The following is a 16,765-nucleotide window of genomic DNA, read 5'->3' as shown; positions in this document are numbered from 1 at the left end:
GTTAAGTATGAGGGTGTGATTTTTAGTTAGGATGGGGTGGTTCATCATGGCATTCCCAAAATGTTTTTGGGAATGAGTCCAACTTCCATCACCCCGTTTCTCACCTATAATACTTACGGCATCAAATCACCGGAAACGGAAGGATGGATGAGCAGAAAAGATCATTAGGCGAAACGAGTGGGAAGTGTTGCCCTTTTTTTACATGCGGACCGGGTGGTCCTGACCGGCATTCCCAACGGGGTCGTTGGGAATGAGACTAAGCGAAGAACCTGAGTCAGAACACACTTACCAAACTTATAAAGCGAGATCTTTCGAAGGTATCCTCAGGGTGACTTTAGATGGACCTCATGCTCACCCAACCACTTTTTACTTTTGCCTTAGTGAGCTTCCAGCCAGTTTTCTGCGATCCCTGACTCCACCTTCAGTGGTACATCCAGCTCCACAGCTGACTCCATTAGCTCAATAATTTTTTTAGGCACTTCATCCATTTCACTTTCATGGATCTCAAAGATGAGTTCATCATGAACCTGAAGCAGCATTTTACTTTTCTTCTTGTTGTCCTTCAGCCAGTGATGAATCTCGATCATGGCGAGTTTGATGATATCGGCTGCGGTTCCCTGTATCGGCATGTTGATGGCTACGCGCTCGGCAAAGCCCCGCACGTTCCAGTTTCCGGATTTGATATCCGGTACATATCTGCGACGACCCAGCATCGTTTTCACATAGCCGTGCTCCCGTGCAAACTCCTTCGTCTCGTTGATGTAGTTCAGGATATTTGGGAATCGCTCAAAATACTGATCGATCATCTCCTTCCCTTCGTTATTCTCAATACCAAGATTCTGAGCCAGTCCGTAGGCGCTGAGTCCGTAGGGAATTCCGAAGTTTACTTCTTTGGCTTTACGCCGGTGGTCAGCAGTAACATCTTCCAGTGAATCCAGGTCAAAGATCTCTTTTGCGGTACGGGCGTGAATATCTTCCCCATTCTTAAAGGCCTCTATCATCGCCTTATCCTCGGCAATATGAGCGATCACTCGTAATTCTACCTGAGAATAATCGGCAGACATCAACTTGAAACCTTCTTCTGCCACAAAGGCTTTCCGCATTTCCCGTCCCCGTTCAGTGCGAATGGGAATATTCTGCAAGTTTGGATTTGAGGATGCCAATCTACCGGTAGCTGCCACACTTTGATTGAATTCGGTATGAACCCGGCCGGTTTCTTCATTGACCAATTCAGGGATAGCATCCACATAGGTTGATTTAAGTTTCGCCAGCTGTCGGTATTCCAGGATCAGGCTCGGCATTTCATATTTCACAGCCAGTTTGGTCAATACCGACTCAGCTGTGGAATACTGCCCCGTTTTGGTTTTCTTACCGGCAGGGAGTTCCATTTTCTCAAACAAAATGGTTCCGAGTTGTTGAGGAGAATTGATATTGAATTCCTCTCCCGCCTTTTCATAGATCTCTTCTTCCAGTTTCTTAAGATCGGTTTCAAGCTCCTTGGAAAAAGCCGTCAGCATCTCCGTATCAAGGCTGATACCGTTCAATTCCATCTCCGCCAGTACTTCCATAAGCGGATAATCTACCTTGTAGGCAATTTCGAGGAGTTCGTCTTTCTTAAGCCGCTCATTCAGGATCTCATACAAGCGCAAGGTGATATCAGCATCCTCGCAGGCATATAGATATACATCCTCCACCGCCAGGTCTGCCATCGATTTCTGCTTCTTCCCTTTTCCGATCAGCTCTTCGATACTCACCGGCTTGTAGTTCAACAGGCTTTTGGAAAGCTCGTCCATTTTCAGCCGCTGATTGGCATCGATAAGATACGCTGCTATCATCGTATCAAAGGCATTCCCTTTGATCTCGATTCCTGCACGCTTCAGCATCAGGTAATCGAACTTATAGTTATGGGCGATCTTCAGAATATGGGAATCTTCGAACAGCGGACGAATAACTTCAATAACTTCTTTTTCGTCCAAACCGTCCTCTACATTTACAGGAATGTAATAAGCCGTTCCCGGAGTAGCCGTAAGTGAGATCCCAACCAGGGAAGCCGTAACCGGATCGGGGCTGTCGGTTTCAGTATCAAAGCAAAAATGTTCTTCATCCTTGTACTCATCCACCAATCCCTTCACTTTTTCAATAGTATCCAGCAGTGTATAACTTACTTTTTCTTCGTCCAATTCCTGCTTGGGAGCTTCCTCTTTGAAGGAACCGAACAGATCAACCTGATCGCCTTCTTTGTTGGCAACCGGACCTTCTTCCCCTAAATATCTTTTGGTCAACGTGCGGAATTCCATCCGTTTGAAGAACAGTCCGAGCTTTTTCTTATCAACCTCTTCCCATTCCAGTTCTTCCCAATCTTTGGTATTGGGAACATCCGTTTTGATGGTGACCATATCCTTGGCGTGAAGGGCTTGTTCGCCAAAATCTGTCAATCCTTCCCTGGCACGTTTTCCTTTGATATTAGGAGCGTCTTCAATTGCTGCTTCCAGAGAGCCGTATTTTTTGATAAGCTTCGGAGCTCCCTTTTTTCCGATCCCGGGTACTCCGGGGATGTTGTCTGAGGTATCCCCAATAATTGCCAGCACATCAATTACATCTTCGGGGTATACTCCGAAATAATCCTTCACTCCTTCCCGATCTATGATATTGAAGCCACCATTGTTGTTATCAGGTTTCATCATCCGAATATGGTCATGCACCAACTGCATGAAATCTTTATCCGGAGTCACCATCATCACATCTACATCATCCGCATTTGCTCCGCTGGCTATAGTTCCGATGATATCATCCGCTTCATAGCCATCTTGTTCCAAATTCTGAATACCCCAGGCTTCCACCATTTCTTTTATAAGCGGGATTCCGATCTTCAGTTCTTCCGGCTGTGGGGGGCGATTGGCTTTATACTCCTCATCCTTTTCATGACGGAAGGTAGGTGCATGCGTATCCCAGGCTACGGCAATATGGGTAGGCTTTTTCTCATCCAGCATTTTTTCGAGAGTATTCGCAAAACCAAGTACAGGTCCGGTGGGAATGCCTTCTGAATTCTTTAATCTGCTGTTGATAAATGCAAAATGGGCACGATAAGCCAATGCCATTCCATCGAGTAAATAAAGAAGTTTTTTAGACATGAATTTGGTTAAGTTTAAAGCCTTAATTTCCTGATGGAAACTAATTTTTTTTCAAAGTAATTACGAATGTAGATTTTAGCCTTTGGCAGAGTTAGTTCCCTGACTCTCATCCCCGGAAGAAACAGCAAGCTGTTCTTCCTGTCCCTCCAAAGGGACACAGGGTTTGAATGTCTAACATTCAACATAGGAATATTGAACATTGAAGTTTAGTGTTCTTAGGTTTTTGGGAACTTATCTCTCTTTGGAGAGAAACCGGATTTCACTCTGTCCCGATAGCTTTCGGGAAGAGAGAAGTCCTCCCTTGAGGGAGGTGCCGACCGAATGGGAGGCGGAGGATGTAGCTAAGGACTAGGAAGTTGTTATTAAGCTTGGTACTCCTTGGCTACAACAACCCTCGCAATTCAAAGGGAGACTTTAATATTAGATATGGACGCTCAATTTTCATGAACATAAATACTTTTCCAAAAATAGAATTGCACCTTCACCTGGATTGCTCGCTGAGTTATGAGGTGGTACAAAAACTGCGTCCGGGGATCACAAGAAAAGAATACGACCGGGACTTCATTGCACCTGCTAATTGTGCGAGCCTGGAAGAATATCTGAAATGTGCACAGGCTCCTATTGCCATCATGCAAACCAAAGAGCAGCTGGAAGCTGTTACACTCGACCTCTTCCAACAGCTTAAGGCCGATAATGTGATCTATGCTGAGATACGGTTTGCACCACTTCAACATTTGGAAAAGGGATTATCCGCAAAAGAAGTAGTTCAAATTGTGGATGAAGTAACTAATGTCGGAATCAAAGAAACAGGTATTGAAGTAAGAATTATTCTATGCACGCTCCGCCATTTTTCTGAGGAACACAGCATGGAAACGGTCAGGCTGGTGGAACAATTCAAAGGAACCAATGTAGTAGGCTTTGATATTGCTGCCGATGAAACTTTACCAATCGACAATCACATAAAAGCATTTGAATATGCCCGCGAACATGATATTCCCTGTACAGCCCACGCCGGAGAAGCATGCGGACCGGAAAGTGTACGGGAGGTTTTGGGAAACTTTCATCCTTCGAGAATTGGTCACGGAGTCAGAAGTATTGAAGACTGGGAATTACTGGATCATTTAAAGGAAAAGAATATTCACCTTGAAGTGTGCCCCACCAGTAATATTCAGACCGGAATCTATGATTCGGTAGCAGATCATCAGATCAATGACATTTATAAGAACGGTAATTCCCTTAGCGTGAATACGGATGGTCGGGCGATCTCGAACGTCTCTCTTAACGAAGAGTATCAGAAATTAAACCAGGATTTCGATTGGCAAATTGAACACTTTATACGAGTGAATGAATATGCGCTCGAGGCGGCATTTTGTGATGAAACCACAAAAGAAAAATTACGCAAAAGATTAATAGAAGGATTTAAAAATACGTAGGGGCGTATTGCAATACGCCCCTACAGGTATTTTAAACATTGAAACGGAACAACAACACATCTCCGTCCTTCACCACATATTCCTTCCCTTCCTGGCGCATTTTACCGGCATCACGCGCGGCTTTTTCGGAACCTAATTCCTCATAGTCTTTATAGGCAATGGTTTCGGCTCGGATGAATCCCTTCTCAAAATCTGTGTGAATAACTCCTGCAGCTTGTGGAGCTTTTGTTCCCCTCTTAATAGTCCAGGCACGGGCTTCTTTAGGTCCTGCCGTGAAGTAGGTGATCAATCCAAGTTCTTCATAGGCCGCTTTGATCAAACGATCCAGTCCCGCACTTGCTACGCCGAGTTCTTCAAGAAACATCTCTTTTTCCTCTTCATCCAGTTCGGCAATTTCAGCTTCGATCTTGGCGCAGAACATTACGGTATTATCGTCATGCTCAGAAGCAATTTCCTTCACCTTTTCCACATATTCATTCCCGGTTTCCAGATCGGATTCCCCTACATTACAGGCATAAAGAACCTGCTTTGCCGAAAGCAGGAAAAGGTCTTTATACGCTTCCTGTTCATCTTTGGAAACTTCGAAGGTACGGGCTGAATTACCATTACCTAAATGGTCTGCCAGTCGCTCTACGATCTCAAGTTGAGCTTTCTTGGCTTTATCACCGCCCTTGGCTTCCTTCTTTAATTTCTCGACACGTTTTTCAACACTCTCCAGGTCTTTCAGAATGAGTTCTTCTTCTATGATCCTGACATCTCGCTCGGGATCTACATTTCCTTCCACATGAATGATGTCATTGTCATCAAAGCACCGAACAACGTGAAGTATAAGATCCACTTCACGGATATGAGATAAGAACGCATTCCCCTTCCCTTTTCCTTCTGATGCACCTTTTACCAATCCGGCGATATCTACAAACTCAATAGTTGTAGGGAGTACATTTTTTGATTCAGCCAGTTCGGCCAGTTTCTTCAATCGTTCATCGGGAACGGGTACCATCCCCACATTGGGGTCGATGGTACAAAAAGGAAAGTTTGCTGATTCAGCTCCTGCATTACTAAGGGCATTAAATAAAGTTGATTTACCTACGTTGGGCAACCCAACAATTCCACATCTTAAGCTCATTTACGATCTGTTTATTTATTAAAAGTCTTTACTTTCTTGTTGAATAAATTTCATTTCCGGTAAAACTACGGCCGTCAAAATACCAAAGCCTTCCTCCTGATAGACACAACCGGTATCAATACCGATCATGTTTTCCTCTACTATTGGTTCCCTGACCGGAGTGTGACCAAACACAACCGTTTTTTCCCAGTGATTTCTCCTAGAATATACATGATCTCGCTGCCATAAAAACTGACTTCGCTCATAGTCACTCTCAAGGTTTTCCTTAATAGTAAGGTCCGGCAAAATGCCTCCATGCACAAAGAAAAAGTCCTCCGTTTCCCAGTATAAAATCGTGTCCTTGAAAAAATCATAATGAGATTCAGGAAGATCAAATTTACCGGGACCGGAGTTGTAATTGGCCAGCGTGGTATTACCTCCGTTGCTCAACCAAAGGTCCCATTCATTTTTTTCATACGCATCCAGCAGCATCTGATCGTGATTACCTCGTAAAAAGATACAGCGATGATCTTCGTCAAAGTGAATCAGATCTTCCACAGCTTTTTTTGAATCCGGCCCACGATCTATGTAGTCGCCCACGAATACGTAAACAGGATCATTACCATATTGATCATTCAATTTAGTAAGCAGGGTTTTACTGGATTCGGCACATCCGTGGATGTCGCCTATTGCAATTATTTGTTTTATGTCGGGCATCAGTTACCAAGAGATTGTTGAATCAGTCCTCTTCCTTTTTTATTAATACGTCCTGATTCATTCAAATCGGTCAATGCGGCGTCAAGTATTCCATTGATGAACCTGCCTGATTTTGCTGTTGAATATCGCTTCGCTATTTCAATGGCCTCGTTGATACTCACTTTAGTTGGAATTTCTTCAAAATAGATGAATTCACAGATCGCCATTTTCAACACTAACCGGTCTATAAGTGCCAGACGATGAATGTCCCAATTCTTGATGTGCTTGGAAATTACTTCATCAAGTTCCTCTTCATGTTCAACCGTTTTAAAAAACAACTTCTCAGCAAAGCGACGAAGTTCTTTTTTTTTAGCGAATTCTGCCTTTTTAATAATGGTATCAGCTACATGCTGAGTTGAATCGTTGCCGAGTTGGAGTGCGTAAATTGCTTTGAGAACAGTTTCTCTTACTTGTCTGCGATTGATCATGCCAAATAACTAAATCTTAATGAGCGCCAAAGATACGGCATTGTTCAAACAATTGTGTAGTAGCAAAAGGAAATTTAAATCGTAGTTCAGTCTATCGATCCATCGGTTAATCTCAGTTCTGTTTCAATTGATTTTCGATAGACCGAAAGACCGATTTACGATGGACGAAGAAATCTTTTGTAAGGAATTACATTTGAATCTCTCTTACATACAAAGATTAAATCAACATATTTGAAATGAACAAGGCAGATCTAGAGGAACAACTAATAAAATTCTCAGTACTCATTATTAAAATTCTTGAAGATATTCCCTCCAATAAGGCCGGAAATCACTTATCCGGACAACTAGTAAGAAGTGGAACCTCTCCCGCTTTAAATTATGGGGAGGCAAGAAGTGCTGAATCTTTAAAGGATTTCATCCATAAACTTCAGGTTATTCTAAAAGAACTAAGAGAATCATATGTTTGCCTAAAGATTATTCAGTATTCAAATTTATATACATCTGAAAAACACCTCTTAAATGGTTTATCAGAGTGTAATGAGCTTATTTCTATTTTTGTGAAAAGCGTTCAAACTTCCCGAAAAAAATTGCAGAACTAAAACCCACTTCGCAGTTCGGTCTATCGGTCCATCGGTTAATCGTAATTCTGTTTCAATTGATTTTCGACCGACCGAAAGACCGATTTACGATGGGCGAATTTAAACAGTCCGAAAAACCTAAAACTTCCGTTGTAATCCTGCCCGAAAGGTGCCTATATTTGAAGCCTTGATTTAAAAAAATAATGCGTCCTTAGCTCAGTTGGTTAGAGCGTTGCATTGACATTGCAGAGGTCACTGGTTCGAATCCAGTAGGACGCACTTTCTATTCTTGGCTATTCTTCAGTTAACTGCTGTTGCGGTTATTTTCTACTTCTCTCTTCTCAAACTCAAATTCAAAGGAAGCTCCGCATTCATTCCTAAAATTGAACTTCGCGTCAAGCTGTTTTGCAAGTGTTTTGATAAGAGTCATTCCCATCGACTTATTAATGTCGATATCAGAATCATCGGGAAGCCCTATTCCATCATCCTGGATCTTTAATACTAATTTATCCGTCAGCTTAGATAAACATATTTTTATTGTCCCTTCTTTCCTGCCTTCAAAAGCATGTTTAAAACTGTTACTGAGAATTTCATTCAGTAAGAGTCCGCATGGGATAGCTTGTGTGATCGGCAACTGAACCGAGTCAATATTCAGCTCGATATCTACTTTAGTTTTGCCCTTACTCATCGTCTTTTGAATGATCTCAGACAATTCGTTGAAATACTGATTGATATCAACTTTGGAAAAGTCTTCGCTCTTATACAACTTCTCATGTACCATAGCAATGGAATTCACTCTCATCTGACTGTCTTTCAGGATGCGTTTCGCACTCTCACTTTCAGCAGAAAAGGATTGCAGTTCAAGAATTCCTGTGATCACCGCTAAATTATTTTTCACCCGGTGATGAATTTCGGCAAGCATCATCTCTTTTTCCCGCAGAGATCTCCGCACCTGTTCTTCCGCCTTTCTCCTGTCGGTGATATCCACATAGATCCCGTAGATACCAACCACGCTCTTCTCAACTACAACCGGAACGGCATATATGATCACATCCACAACCGTTCCGTCTTTTCGGATACGACGTTCAGTAACTTGCTTTACACGTTCACTTTCACTTAAACGCAGGGCATCCTCATGGCCTTGTTCCGGAACTATCAGCTTATCGAGTTCCAGTCCGCGAAGTTCATTCTCACGATAGCCAAAAAGCTGCTCAAATCCGTCGTTCACCATTTCCACTTCACGGTGTTCATTTAATAAAGCGATACCAATAGGAGAAGAATTGAACAGCTTGCTAAATAATCCCTCCCGGTGTTTGAGGGCTTCTTCCGATTCTATTCAATCGGTTACGTCCCTCTCAATTACGATGAGCACGTCCTCTCCAAAATAATTTCCGGTATTCACCAGGAATTCCGTTGGAAAGATCTCTCCATTCTTTTTCCTTCCGCAGCCTTCATATTTACCCGGCTTACCGTCATGTGCCAAATTGATGATCTCCTGAATACGCTGTTCATCGTATTTCCCGGGTGCAGCCAGGATCTTATTATGCTTACCGACTACCTCTCTACGCTTATATCCAAAAGTTTGCTCAAGCCCTTCATTAACCTCAACTATCATTCCATCCTTATCCAGCATGTAAATAGCGTCACTTATGGAGTTGAACAGATCCTGATAACTCTTCATCCCCCGCTTTGCATTATTCAATGCCGTTTCCCGGGCTGTAACATCATGGGTAAGGGAATAAATTGATACTACTTCACCCTCATCATTATACAGTAAGGAATTATACCACTCACAATAGATCACCTCACCATCTTTGGTGATATTCCTGTTAATATGAGAAACTTCCTGCATTCCTCTTTCATAACTTTCCCGGATCTTATCACGCACATAATCCAGATCATCTTCATGAATGAATTTCTGAAGCAATCCGTCCCCTTTTATTGCTTCTTCCTCGGTATATCCAAATATCTCTTCCGCTTTTTCTGACCATCTTATGATACGAAGTGAAGGGTCCCACTCAATTTCCGCAAGAGGGAAGTTATTCAGATTCAATTGGCTGGAAAGCAGCTTTTTTTTGGAAGATCTCCCTTCAAAAAAATCAGAAATATTATGTGCGATAACCAATTTTGCAGGGTGACCTTTGTAATTGATCAGGTGACCTGAAAGCTGGAAATAGATGTCTTTTCCTTTATCGGTCTTGAACAACCATACGTCATCAATATTTCTCTGTTCACTATTAGCCGGATACCCATCAAGTTCACTCAATGTTTTCTTGGAACCGAAATCAAGGATCCTTTTCTTTAGGAATTTTTTCTTGGGAAAACCCAAAATATTAGACGCAGCAGCGTTTACGTCAAGGATCTTCAGCGATGCCTGTTCACAAACAAACATTGGCTGCGCATCAAAGAAGCTTGCTTCAGAGGTAAATTTCATTTTTTACCAAAGATGATTTAATTCATTGCCGAACGAATATGCCATTTCTGATCCAGCAATTCCAACAAGAATTAAGTTAAAAATATAGCAGGAATAAGCCTGTGTGTACATACTATTTTTTTTATCTTACGGTACTAACAAATTCTGAGAATAATAAACTGAATGGCAGACCAAAACATTACGCTTACACTACCCGACGGAACTCAACGTACATATTCATCAGGAGTAAACGGGCTCGAAGTCGCCCAATCCATTGCAGCAGGCTTAGCCCGTGCCGCCCTTAGCATAACAGTAAACGGTGATATCCTCGACCTTGACAGACCAATCACCGAAGATGCTGATATCACTATAAATACATGGGATAGCGAAGACGGTAAATACACCTTTTGGCACTCTTCTGCTCACTTGTTAGCTGAAGCCATTCAGGAACTTTACCCGAAAGCAAAATTCGGTATCGGACCGCCCATTGAAAGTGGTTTTTATTATGACATTGATTTTGGGGATCAGCAAATTTCCCAGGATGATCTCGAAAAGATTGAGAAAAAGTTCATTGAGATGGCTCGCAAGAAGTCAGAATTTGAACGCAGAGAGGTTTCCAAGAAAGAAGCTCTGGATTTCTATAAAGATAAAGGCAATGAGTATAAAGTTGACCTGATCGAAGATCTTGAAGACGGTACTATTACATTTTACCAACAAGGCGATTTCACTGACCTCTGCCGTGGGCCACATATTCCTAATACCGGTGATGTAAAAGCTGTAAAACTGACCAGCCTTGCCGGAGCTTATTGGCGCGGGGATTCTGACAGTAAGCAGCTGACTCGTATTTATGGGATCAGTTTTCCGAAGCAAAAAATGCTGGATGAGCATTTGCACCGAATTGAAGAAGCCAAAAAAAGAGATCACCGTAAACTCGGAAAAGAGCTGGGTATCTATATGATCGATAATATGGTGGGCAGTGGCCTGCCGATGTGGCTGCCAAACGGAACCGTTTTAAGAAGAACCCTGGAAGCCTTCCTTCGAGACGAACAAAAGAAGCGTGGGTATAAAGAGGTGATCACTCCGCACATCGCCAATATTGAATTGTACAAAACTTCCGGTCATTATCCTTACTACCAGGATTCGCAGTACAATCCCATGCAGGTTGACGATGAAGAATATATGCTTAAACCGATGAACTGCCCGCATCATCACCGAATTTATTCGAATGAAATGCGCAGCTATCGGGATCTTCCGCTGAGACTTGCTGAATTTGGCTCTGTCTATCGCTATGAGCAATCAGGAGAGTTGAGCGGGTTGTCACGAGTACGTGGATTCACTCAGGATGACGCCCACATTTATTGCACTCACGACCAGCTGAAGCAAGAGATCAAGAATACCATTGAGCTTACACAGCTAGTATTCAGTACGTTTGGGATGCCGGTTGATATCCGCCTTTCTTACAGAGACGACAATGAGAAAAAGTATGGTGGAAATACCGAATATTGGGATCGTGCTCAAAAAGAGATCAAAGAAGTAGCCGATGAAATGGAATTGGATTATACCATCGCTCCCGGTGAAGCAAGTTTTTATGGACCAAAGATCGACTTTATCATACGCGATGCAATCGGCCGCAAATGGCAGCTTGGAACCGTTCAGGTTGATTATGTAATGCCTGAGCGTTTTGATCTGACCTATATTGGGTCTGACAATGAGAAACATCGTCCGGTGATCATTCACCGTGCACCATTTGGATCTATGGAGAGGTTCACCAGTATTTTGATCGAACACTTTGCCGGTGACTTCCCGCTTTGGTTATCTCCGGAGCAAGTTCGCATTCTCCCTATTTCCGATGACCAAAATGCGTATGCTGATTATTGCTATGAGAAATTGACCGAACTTGGAGTTCGTGTTGAAATTGACAAACGAAGCGAGCAGATCGGAGGAAAGATCCGGGATGCTGAAACGAGTAAGACTCCTTATATGTTAATAGTGGGAGCAAAGGAAGTAGAAAATGAAACAGTTTCCGTCCGTCGCCATAAAAAAGGCGATATTGGAACTTTCAATTTTTCTGATTTTCTTTCAGATATTAATGAAGAAATTAAAACAAAAGCTTTACCTAAAGACTAACTAAACAACGAGGTTACTATCGCAAGAAGAAGTTACTCGCGACGCCCTCCTCAAAATGAGGATCGTCCAAGAATTAATGAAGAAATCAATGCAGCCAAAGTTCGGGTTATCAAACCTGATGAGGAGCACGAGATCGCAACATCCGAGCGTGCGCTTGAAATAGCCGCATCGTTCAATTTGGATCTCGTAGAAGTTGCCCCAAAAGCCAAGCCCCCTGTTTGCAAGGTGATTGATTTTGGAAAATACATGTACGAGAAAAAGAAAAAAGAAAAAGAAGCCAAGAAAAAACAGCACACTATGTCTGTTAAAGAATTGCGCTTCCGTCCTAATACGGACGATCATGATCTTGAATTTAAAACACGCCATGCCAGGGAATTTTTGGAAGGCGGAGACAAAGTTAAAGCAACGGTGCAGTTCAGAGGCCGTGACATGCTTTATACTGAAAAAGGCGAATTGTTGCTTTTACAACTCGCTAAAGACCTTTCTGATGTTGGCAAAATGGAATCCAAGCCCAATATGGAAGGCCGAAGAATGATCATGATGCTGACCCCTTCAAAAAGTTAATTCCTTCATTGCGTAGGGGTTTAAATCTCCCTATTTTATAAGTCTTTAAATTTTCACAAAAGTTGGTGGATTTCCATGCCAAAAATGAAAAGTAACAGTGGTGCTAAAAAGCGTTTTAAGGTTACCGGTTCCGGTAAAATTAAAAGAAAGAAAGCTTTTAAGCGTCACATTTTGACTAAGAAAAGTAGTAAAACTAAGAGACAGCTTGGTAAAGACACATTGGTTGATAAAGCCGATGAAAAGTCTATCAAGAAACAACTGCCTTATAATTTTTAATTCTAAAATAACGACAAAATGCCACGTTCACTAAATCTTGTGGCTTCCCGTCGCCGTCGCAAAAAGATTATAAATCAAGCGAAAGGTTACTGGGGCAAGCGTAAGAACGTTTACACCATTGCGAAAAATGCCGTAGAGAAAGGACTTCTCTATCAGTATAGAGATCGCAAGAATCGTAAGCGTAATTTCCGTCGATTATGGATCACCCGCATCAATGCGGCATCAAGACTAAACGGTACTACCTATTCCAAGCTCATCCACGCGATGAAGCAGAAGGATATGCAGATCAACCGTAAGGTACTTGCAGATCTTGCCGTCCACGATGCAGATACGTTTGCTGCTATTGTAAAGGAAGCCACTGCTTAATTGCATATATTTATGATATAAACCGGTAGATCTTTTCAAAAGGTTTACCGGTTTTTTTATTATTGGGAATTGTGATTGCTGTATGCGCTCACATGACATTGTAATAATTTCATTTGAAAACAACTATATAAGCACTCCATGCTTGATGACATTAAAGCTTTAGAAAAAGAAATTCAGAACTTCGAAATTAAGAATGAGGATCAGCTTGAAGCGTTCCGCTTAGAGTTCTTATCACGTAATGGCAAGGTTCAGTCCATGTTTAAGAACATGGGTAAAGTACCTAAAGAAGACCGTGCTGAAGTTGGAAAGGCCATGAATCAGATCAAGGTGATGGCTGAGTCAAAGTTTGAAGATGCCAAAGCATCACTTGCTCAGGATGTAAGTAAAGACCTGAGTGCCAAAGACGACATCACCCTAACCTCTCCTTCCTATCCGCTGGGTTCGTTACATCCATTGACTCAGACTTTGGAGGAAATGAAATCTATTTTTTACCGGCTTGGCTTTACCATTTCTGACGGACCGGAGATCGAGGATGATTTCCATAACTTTACCGCGCTGAATTTTCCTCCCAATCACCCTGCTCGCGATGAGCAAGACACCTTTTTCATCCGTAAAAGTGATGACCCAAAAGTACAGGACCTGGTTCTCAGAACACATACCTCCCCCGTTCAGATTCGGTTGATGGAGAATACCGAGCCGCCGATCCGGACCATTATGCCGGGACGTGTGTACCGAAATGAGGCTGTTTCACCCAAGTCCTATTTTCTATTTCACCAGGTGGAAGCTTTATATATTGATGAGAATGTAAGCGTCGCTGACCTTAAGGAAACACTCATTACCTTTGCCAAATTAATGTTTGGTACTGATGTAAAATACCGCCTTCGACCGGGATTCTTCCCCTTCACAGAACCAAGCCTTGAAATGGATATATGGTGGGGTTCTGAAAAAGATGGAAAGTGGCTTGAGATCTTAGGTTCCGGAATGGTTGATCCCAATGTATTCAAATCAGCCGGTGTTGATCCTGAGAAATATACTGGTTTTGCCTGGGGAATGGGCGTTGAACGAATTGCCATTCTCCGCCACGGAATTGATGACATCCGTACGTTTTATGAAAATGACGTTCGGTTTTTAGAACAGTTTAACTAAATACCTACCTTACTTTAATGAAAGTATCTTATAACTGGCTTAAAGAATTTATTGACCTCCCTCTTTCACCGGAAGAAACCGCAGACAAGTTAACGCTCATCGGACTCGAAGTTGAAGAAATTGAAGATTTCGGAAGCTTATTAGAAGGTGTGATCGTAGGCGAAGTGCTGGAAGTTCGTGAGCACCCAAATGCTGACCGACTTCAGGTTTGTGATGTCAATCTCGGCAACTCCAAAACACAGATCGTTTGCGGAGCTAAAAATGTAGCGGCAGGACAAAAAGTGCCCGTTGCTACAGTCGGCTCTACCCTTCCCATTAAACTGGATGACGGTTCAAACCTCAAGATCAAGAAGGCTAAACTTCGCGGAGAAGTTTCAGAAGGAATGATCTGTGCCGAGGATGAGCTCGGGCTTGGAACCGATCATGACGGAATTATGGTCTTGGATGAGAACCTGAAAGTTGGAACTCCAATATCTGAGATCTTTGAACTGTATGAAGATACCATCATCGACATTGCCATCACTCCAAACCGACCGGATGCTACCTGTCATTTGGGAGTTGCACGGGATCTTTCAGCTGCTTTAAATCTGGAGCTAAAGAAGCCGGAAATAAGATCCGGAAAAGCAGTTAAGGATTCAGATGACATCAGCATAAAAATTGAAAATGCCGAAAAATGTCATCGTTATGTAGGCAAAATAGTCAAGGGTGTTGAAATAAAAGAATCCCCAAGCTGGCTGCGAAATAAACTTAAGGCTATAGGGGTACGCCCCGTCAATAATGTAGTTGATGTGACCAACTACGTGATGTATGAATTAGGCCAGCCTTTGCACGCTTTTGATTACAAGACCGTGCGCGGCAAGGAAATTGTAGTTAAAGACTTTGAAAAAGAAATTGAATTTGAGACACTGGATCATGTAAAGCGTAAATGCTCAGCCGGCACTTTGTTTATTTGTGACGGTGAAGGTCCTGTTGCGATAGCCGGAGTAATGGGAGGAGTCGATTCAGAAGTAAGTGATGATACCACTGACATTCTCATCGAAAGTGCGTATTTCGATCCCGGCTCTATCCGTAAAACTGCCAAAGAGCAAACCCTGCAAACCGATGCTTCCTATCGATTTGAACGTGGCATTGACCCAAATATTCAAGCTCTTGCAGCAGAGCGTACCGCTCAGTTAATTGCTGAAGTTGCGGGTGGAGAGATCGCCGATGAAACTATCGACATACATCCAACTGAAACAGAGACACATCAGCTCACACTACGAAAAAATTATGTAAATCTTTTGCTCGGAACTGATTTTGAGGTCGATGTTATCAGCAACATTTTGGATGGGCTGGAGCTTACAGAAGTTTCTAAGGATAAGGACACGATCACTTTTGAGATCCCGACTTTCCGTCCTGACCTGGAGCGTGAAGTAGATCTGATCGAGGAAGTAGGCCGCCTTTTCGACTATAATAAGATCCCATCTCCGGGACATGGAATTTTTGTTTCTTCCGAACCCATAAATGATTGGGAGAAACTAAATCAAAAAATCAGGAATACGGCATTACAATTAGGGCTTCGCGAGATCTATTCCAATTCTCTAATTTCTGAGAAAGATGCTGCATTGTATGGCGAACTGGATAACATGATCCCGGCTTTGAATCCCTTGAATAAGGATAACAGCACCCTTCGTCCCTCTCTGCTTCATGGATTCATGAAATCAGCTTCTTATAACTTCAACCGAAAAGCTTCGGGAGTCCGGTTCTTTGAACTTGGACACGTATTCAATAAGGATGAAGAAGGCACCTACTATAAAGGGATCAAGGAGGAAGTACATGTACTATTTGGTCTTGCCGGAATGAAGTATACTGATATCTGGTCGAATGAGGCTGAATCATATTCAGTATTTGATCTGAAAGCATTGGTAAATGCATTTTTCAAAAAGCTCAATTTGACCGATCATATATCTTCAAAAGCCGCCGATGCTGAAACACTGAACTATTTCTGGGGTGACGTAAAGATCGGCTCGCTGTTCGTACCTGCGAATGATCTTAAAAAATCATATGATTTTGAACAGGAAACTTTTGTTGCTGAACTTTCGGTATCAGCCATAGCTGAAGCTTTAAGCGTGATCCCCGAAATGAAGTTTAAAGCCGTTCCCAAATTCCCCGCCTTTGAATTTGATTTTGCAGTCATAGTTCCGCAGTCCGTAACAGCCGGTGAGCTCATGGATGCGATAAAGGTAAAAGCCGGAGACCAGCTGGAAAGCATTGATATCTTTGATGTTTTTGAGGGAGAATCCATCGGTGAGGGGAACAAAAGCCTCGCCTTCAGGCTACAATTCCTTGATCCTAACAAGACCTTGAATATCAAAGAAGTAGAACCTATTATTCAGCGTATAGTAAAATCATTGGAAAAAGATTTTTCAGCTAAATTGAGAGGTTAGGGTAACCTGCATACGT

At 42.5% G+C, this 16,765-nt stretch carries 14 protein-coding genes and 1 tRNA gene; 9 read left to right on the top strand and 6 right to left on the bottom strand.

Translation table 11 applies throughout. The features are described 5' to 3' along the window. Nucleotides 1–377 precede the first annotated feature (377 nt). Entirely contained in the window at nt 378–3,131 is a 2,754-nt protein-coding gene (gene polA, locus ACFSVN_RS13390; RefSeq protein ID WP_390303785.1) for a DNA polymerase I, read from the bottom strand. 443 nt (nt 3,132–3,574) lie between these two features. Between polA and add the strand changes: the two genes are divergently transcribed. Further along, nucleotides 3,575–4,564: an adenosine deaminase gene (add, locus tag ACFSVN_RS13385; protein ID WP_390303782.1), complete on the top strand. Its 990-nt coding sequence runs from the start codon at nt 3,575–3,577 to the stop codon at nt 4,562–4,564. 31 nt (nt 4,565–4,595) lie between these two features. On the opposite strand, the gene ychF is transcribed toward add, so the two are convergent. From ychF to nusB, 3 genes are read right to left on the bottom strand one after another with little or no spacing between them, the layout of a single operon-like run. After that, nucleotides 4,596–5,690, bottom strand: coding sequence for a redox-regulated ATPase YchF (ychF, locus tag ACFSVN_RS13380; RefSeq protein WP_390303780.1), 1,095 nt, complete (start codon nt 5,688–5,690; stop codon nt 4,596–4,598). Nucleotides 5,691–5,708: 18 nt separating this feature from the next. Further along, nucleotides 5,709–6,386 carry a metallophosphoesterase family protein gene (locus ACFSVN_RS13375; protein ID WP_390303778.1) on the bottom strand — a complete coding sequence of 226 codons (678 nt, stop codon included), beginning with the start codon at nt 6,384–6,386 and terminating at the stop codon, nt 5,709–5,711. Continuing rightward, complete coding sequence (nusB, locus tag ACFSVN_RS13370; protein ID WP_390303776.1) at nt 6,386–6,853, bottom strand: transcription antitermination factor NusB; 468 nt, start codon at nt 6,851–6,853, stop codon at nt 6,386–6,388. The genes ACFSVN_RS13375 and nusB overlap by 1 nt, the downstream gene beginning before the upstream one ends. 236 nt (nt 6,854–7,089) lie before the next feature. Here nusB and ACFSVN_RS13365 point away from each other — a divergent pair, with 236 nt between their 5' ends. Together ACFSVN_RS13365 and ACFSVN_RS13360 are read left to right on the top strand one after the other, a co-directional pair. Beyond that, entirely contained in the window at nt 7,090–7,452 is a 363-nt protein-coding gene (locus ACFSVN_RS13365) for a four helix bundle protein (protein WP_390303773.1), read from the top strand. Nucleotides 7,453–7,636: 184 nt separating this feature from the next. After that, nucleotides 7,637–7,710: transfer RNA gene (locus tag ACFSVN_RS13360), tRNA-Val, on the top strand. A 25-nt stretch (nt 7,711–7,735) separates the two neighbouring features. Here the strand turns inward: ACFSVN_RS13360 and ACFSVN_RS13355 are convergent. After that, nucleotides 7,736–8,767: a sensor histidine kinase gene (locus ACFSVN_RS13355; RefSeq protein ID WP_390303878.1), complete on the bottom strand. Its 1,032-nt coding sequence runs from the start codon at nt 8,765–8,767 to the stop codon at nt 7,736–7,738. Next, a complete protein-coding gene (locus ACFSVN_RS13350) occupies nt 8,768–9,865 on the bottom strand; it encodes a PAS domain-containing protein (protein ID WP_390303770.1) in 1,098 nt (365 codons plus the stop codon). A 162-nt stretch (nt 9,866–10,027) separates the two neighbouring features. On the opposite strand from ACFSVN_RS13350, the gene thrS reads away from it, so the two are divergent. From thrS to pheT, 6 genes are all read left to right on the top strand, one after another. Then, nucleotides 10,028–11,971 (top strand): threonine--tRNA ligase, encoded by a 1,944-nt coding sequence (gene thrS, locus ACFSVN_RS13345; protein WP_390303767.1) that lies wholly within the window; start codon nt 10,028–10,030, stop codon nt 11,969–11,971. A gap of 18 nt (nt 11,972–11,989) precedes the next feature. Beyond that, nucleotides 11,990–12,535, top strand: a complete 546-nt coding sequence (infC, locus tag ACFSVN_RS13340) for a translation initiation factor IF-3 (protein ID WP_390303876.1) — start codon at nt 11,990–11,992, stop codon at nt 12,533–12,535. Nucleotides 12,536–12,610: 75 nt separating this feature from the next. Continuing rightward, nucleotides 12,611–12,811, top strand: coding sequence for a 50S ribosomal protein L35 (gene rpmI / locus ACFSVN_RS13335; RefSeq protein ID WP_390303764.1), 201 nt, complete (start codon nt 12,611–12,613; stop codon nt 12,809–12,811). A gap of 18 nt (nt 12,812–12,829) precedes the next feature. After that, on the top strand, nt 12,830–13,177 hold the full coding sequence (gene rplT, locus ACFSVN_RS13330) for a 50S ribosomal protein L20 (RefSeq protein ID WP_390303761.1): 348 nt from the start codon (nt 12,830–12,832) through the stop codon (nt 13,175–13,177). Nucleotides 13,178–13,315: 138 nt separating this feature from the next. Further along, a complete protein-coding gene (gene pheS, locus ACFSVN_RS13325) occupies nt 13,316–14,323 on the top strand; it encodes a phenylalanine--tRNA ligase subunit alpha (protein WP_390303758.1) in 1,008 nt (335 codons plus the stop codon). A 17-nt stretch (nt 14,324–14,340) separates the two neighbouring features. Beyond that, nucleotides 14,341–16,749, top strand: a complete 2,409-nt coding sequence (gene pheT / locus ACFSVN_RS13320; RefSeq protein ID WP_390303755.1) for a phenylalanine--tRNA ligase subunit beta — start codon at nt 14,341–14,343, stop codon at nt 16,747–16,749. Nucleotides 16,750–16,765: the final 16 nt, after the last annotated feature.

The organism is Gracilimonas halophila, from assembly GCF_042684365.1.
GTDB classification, from domain to species: domain Bacteria; phylum Bacteroidota; class Rhodothermia; order Balneolales; family Balneolaceae; genus Gracilimonas; species Gracilimonas halophila.
Note: the sequence above shows the minus strand (reverse complement) of the source record. Positions and strands in the feature narration are given on the sequence as shown.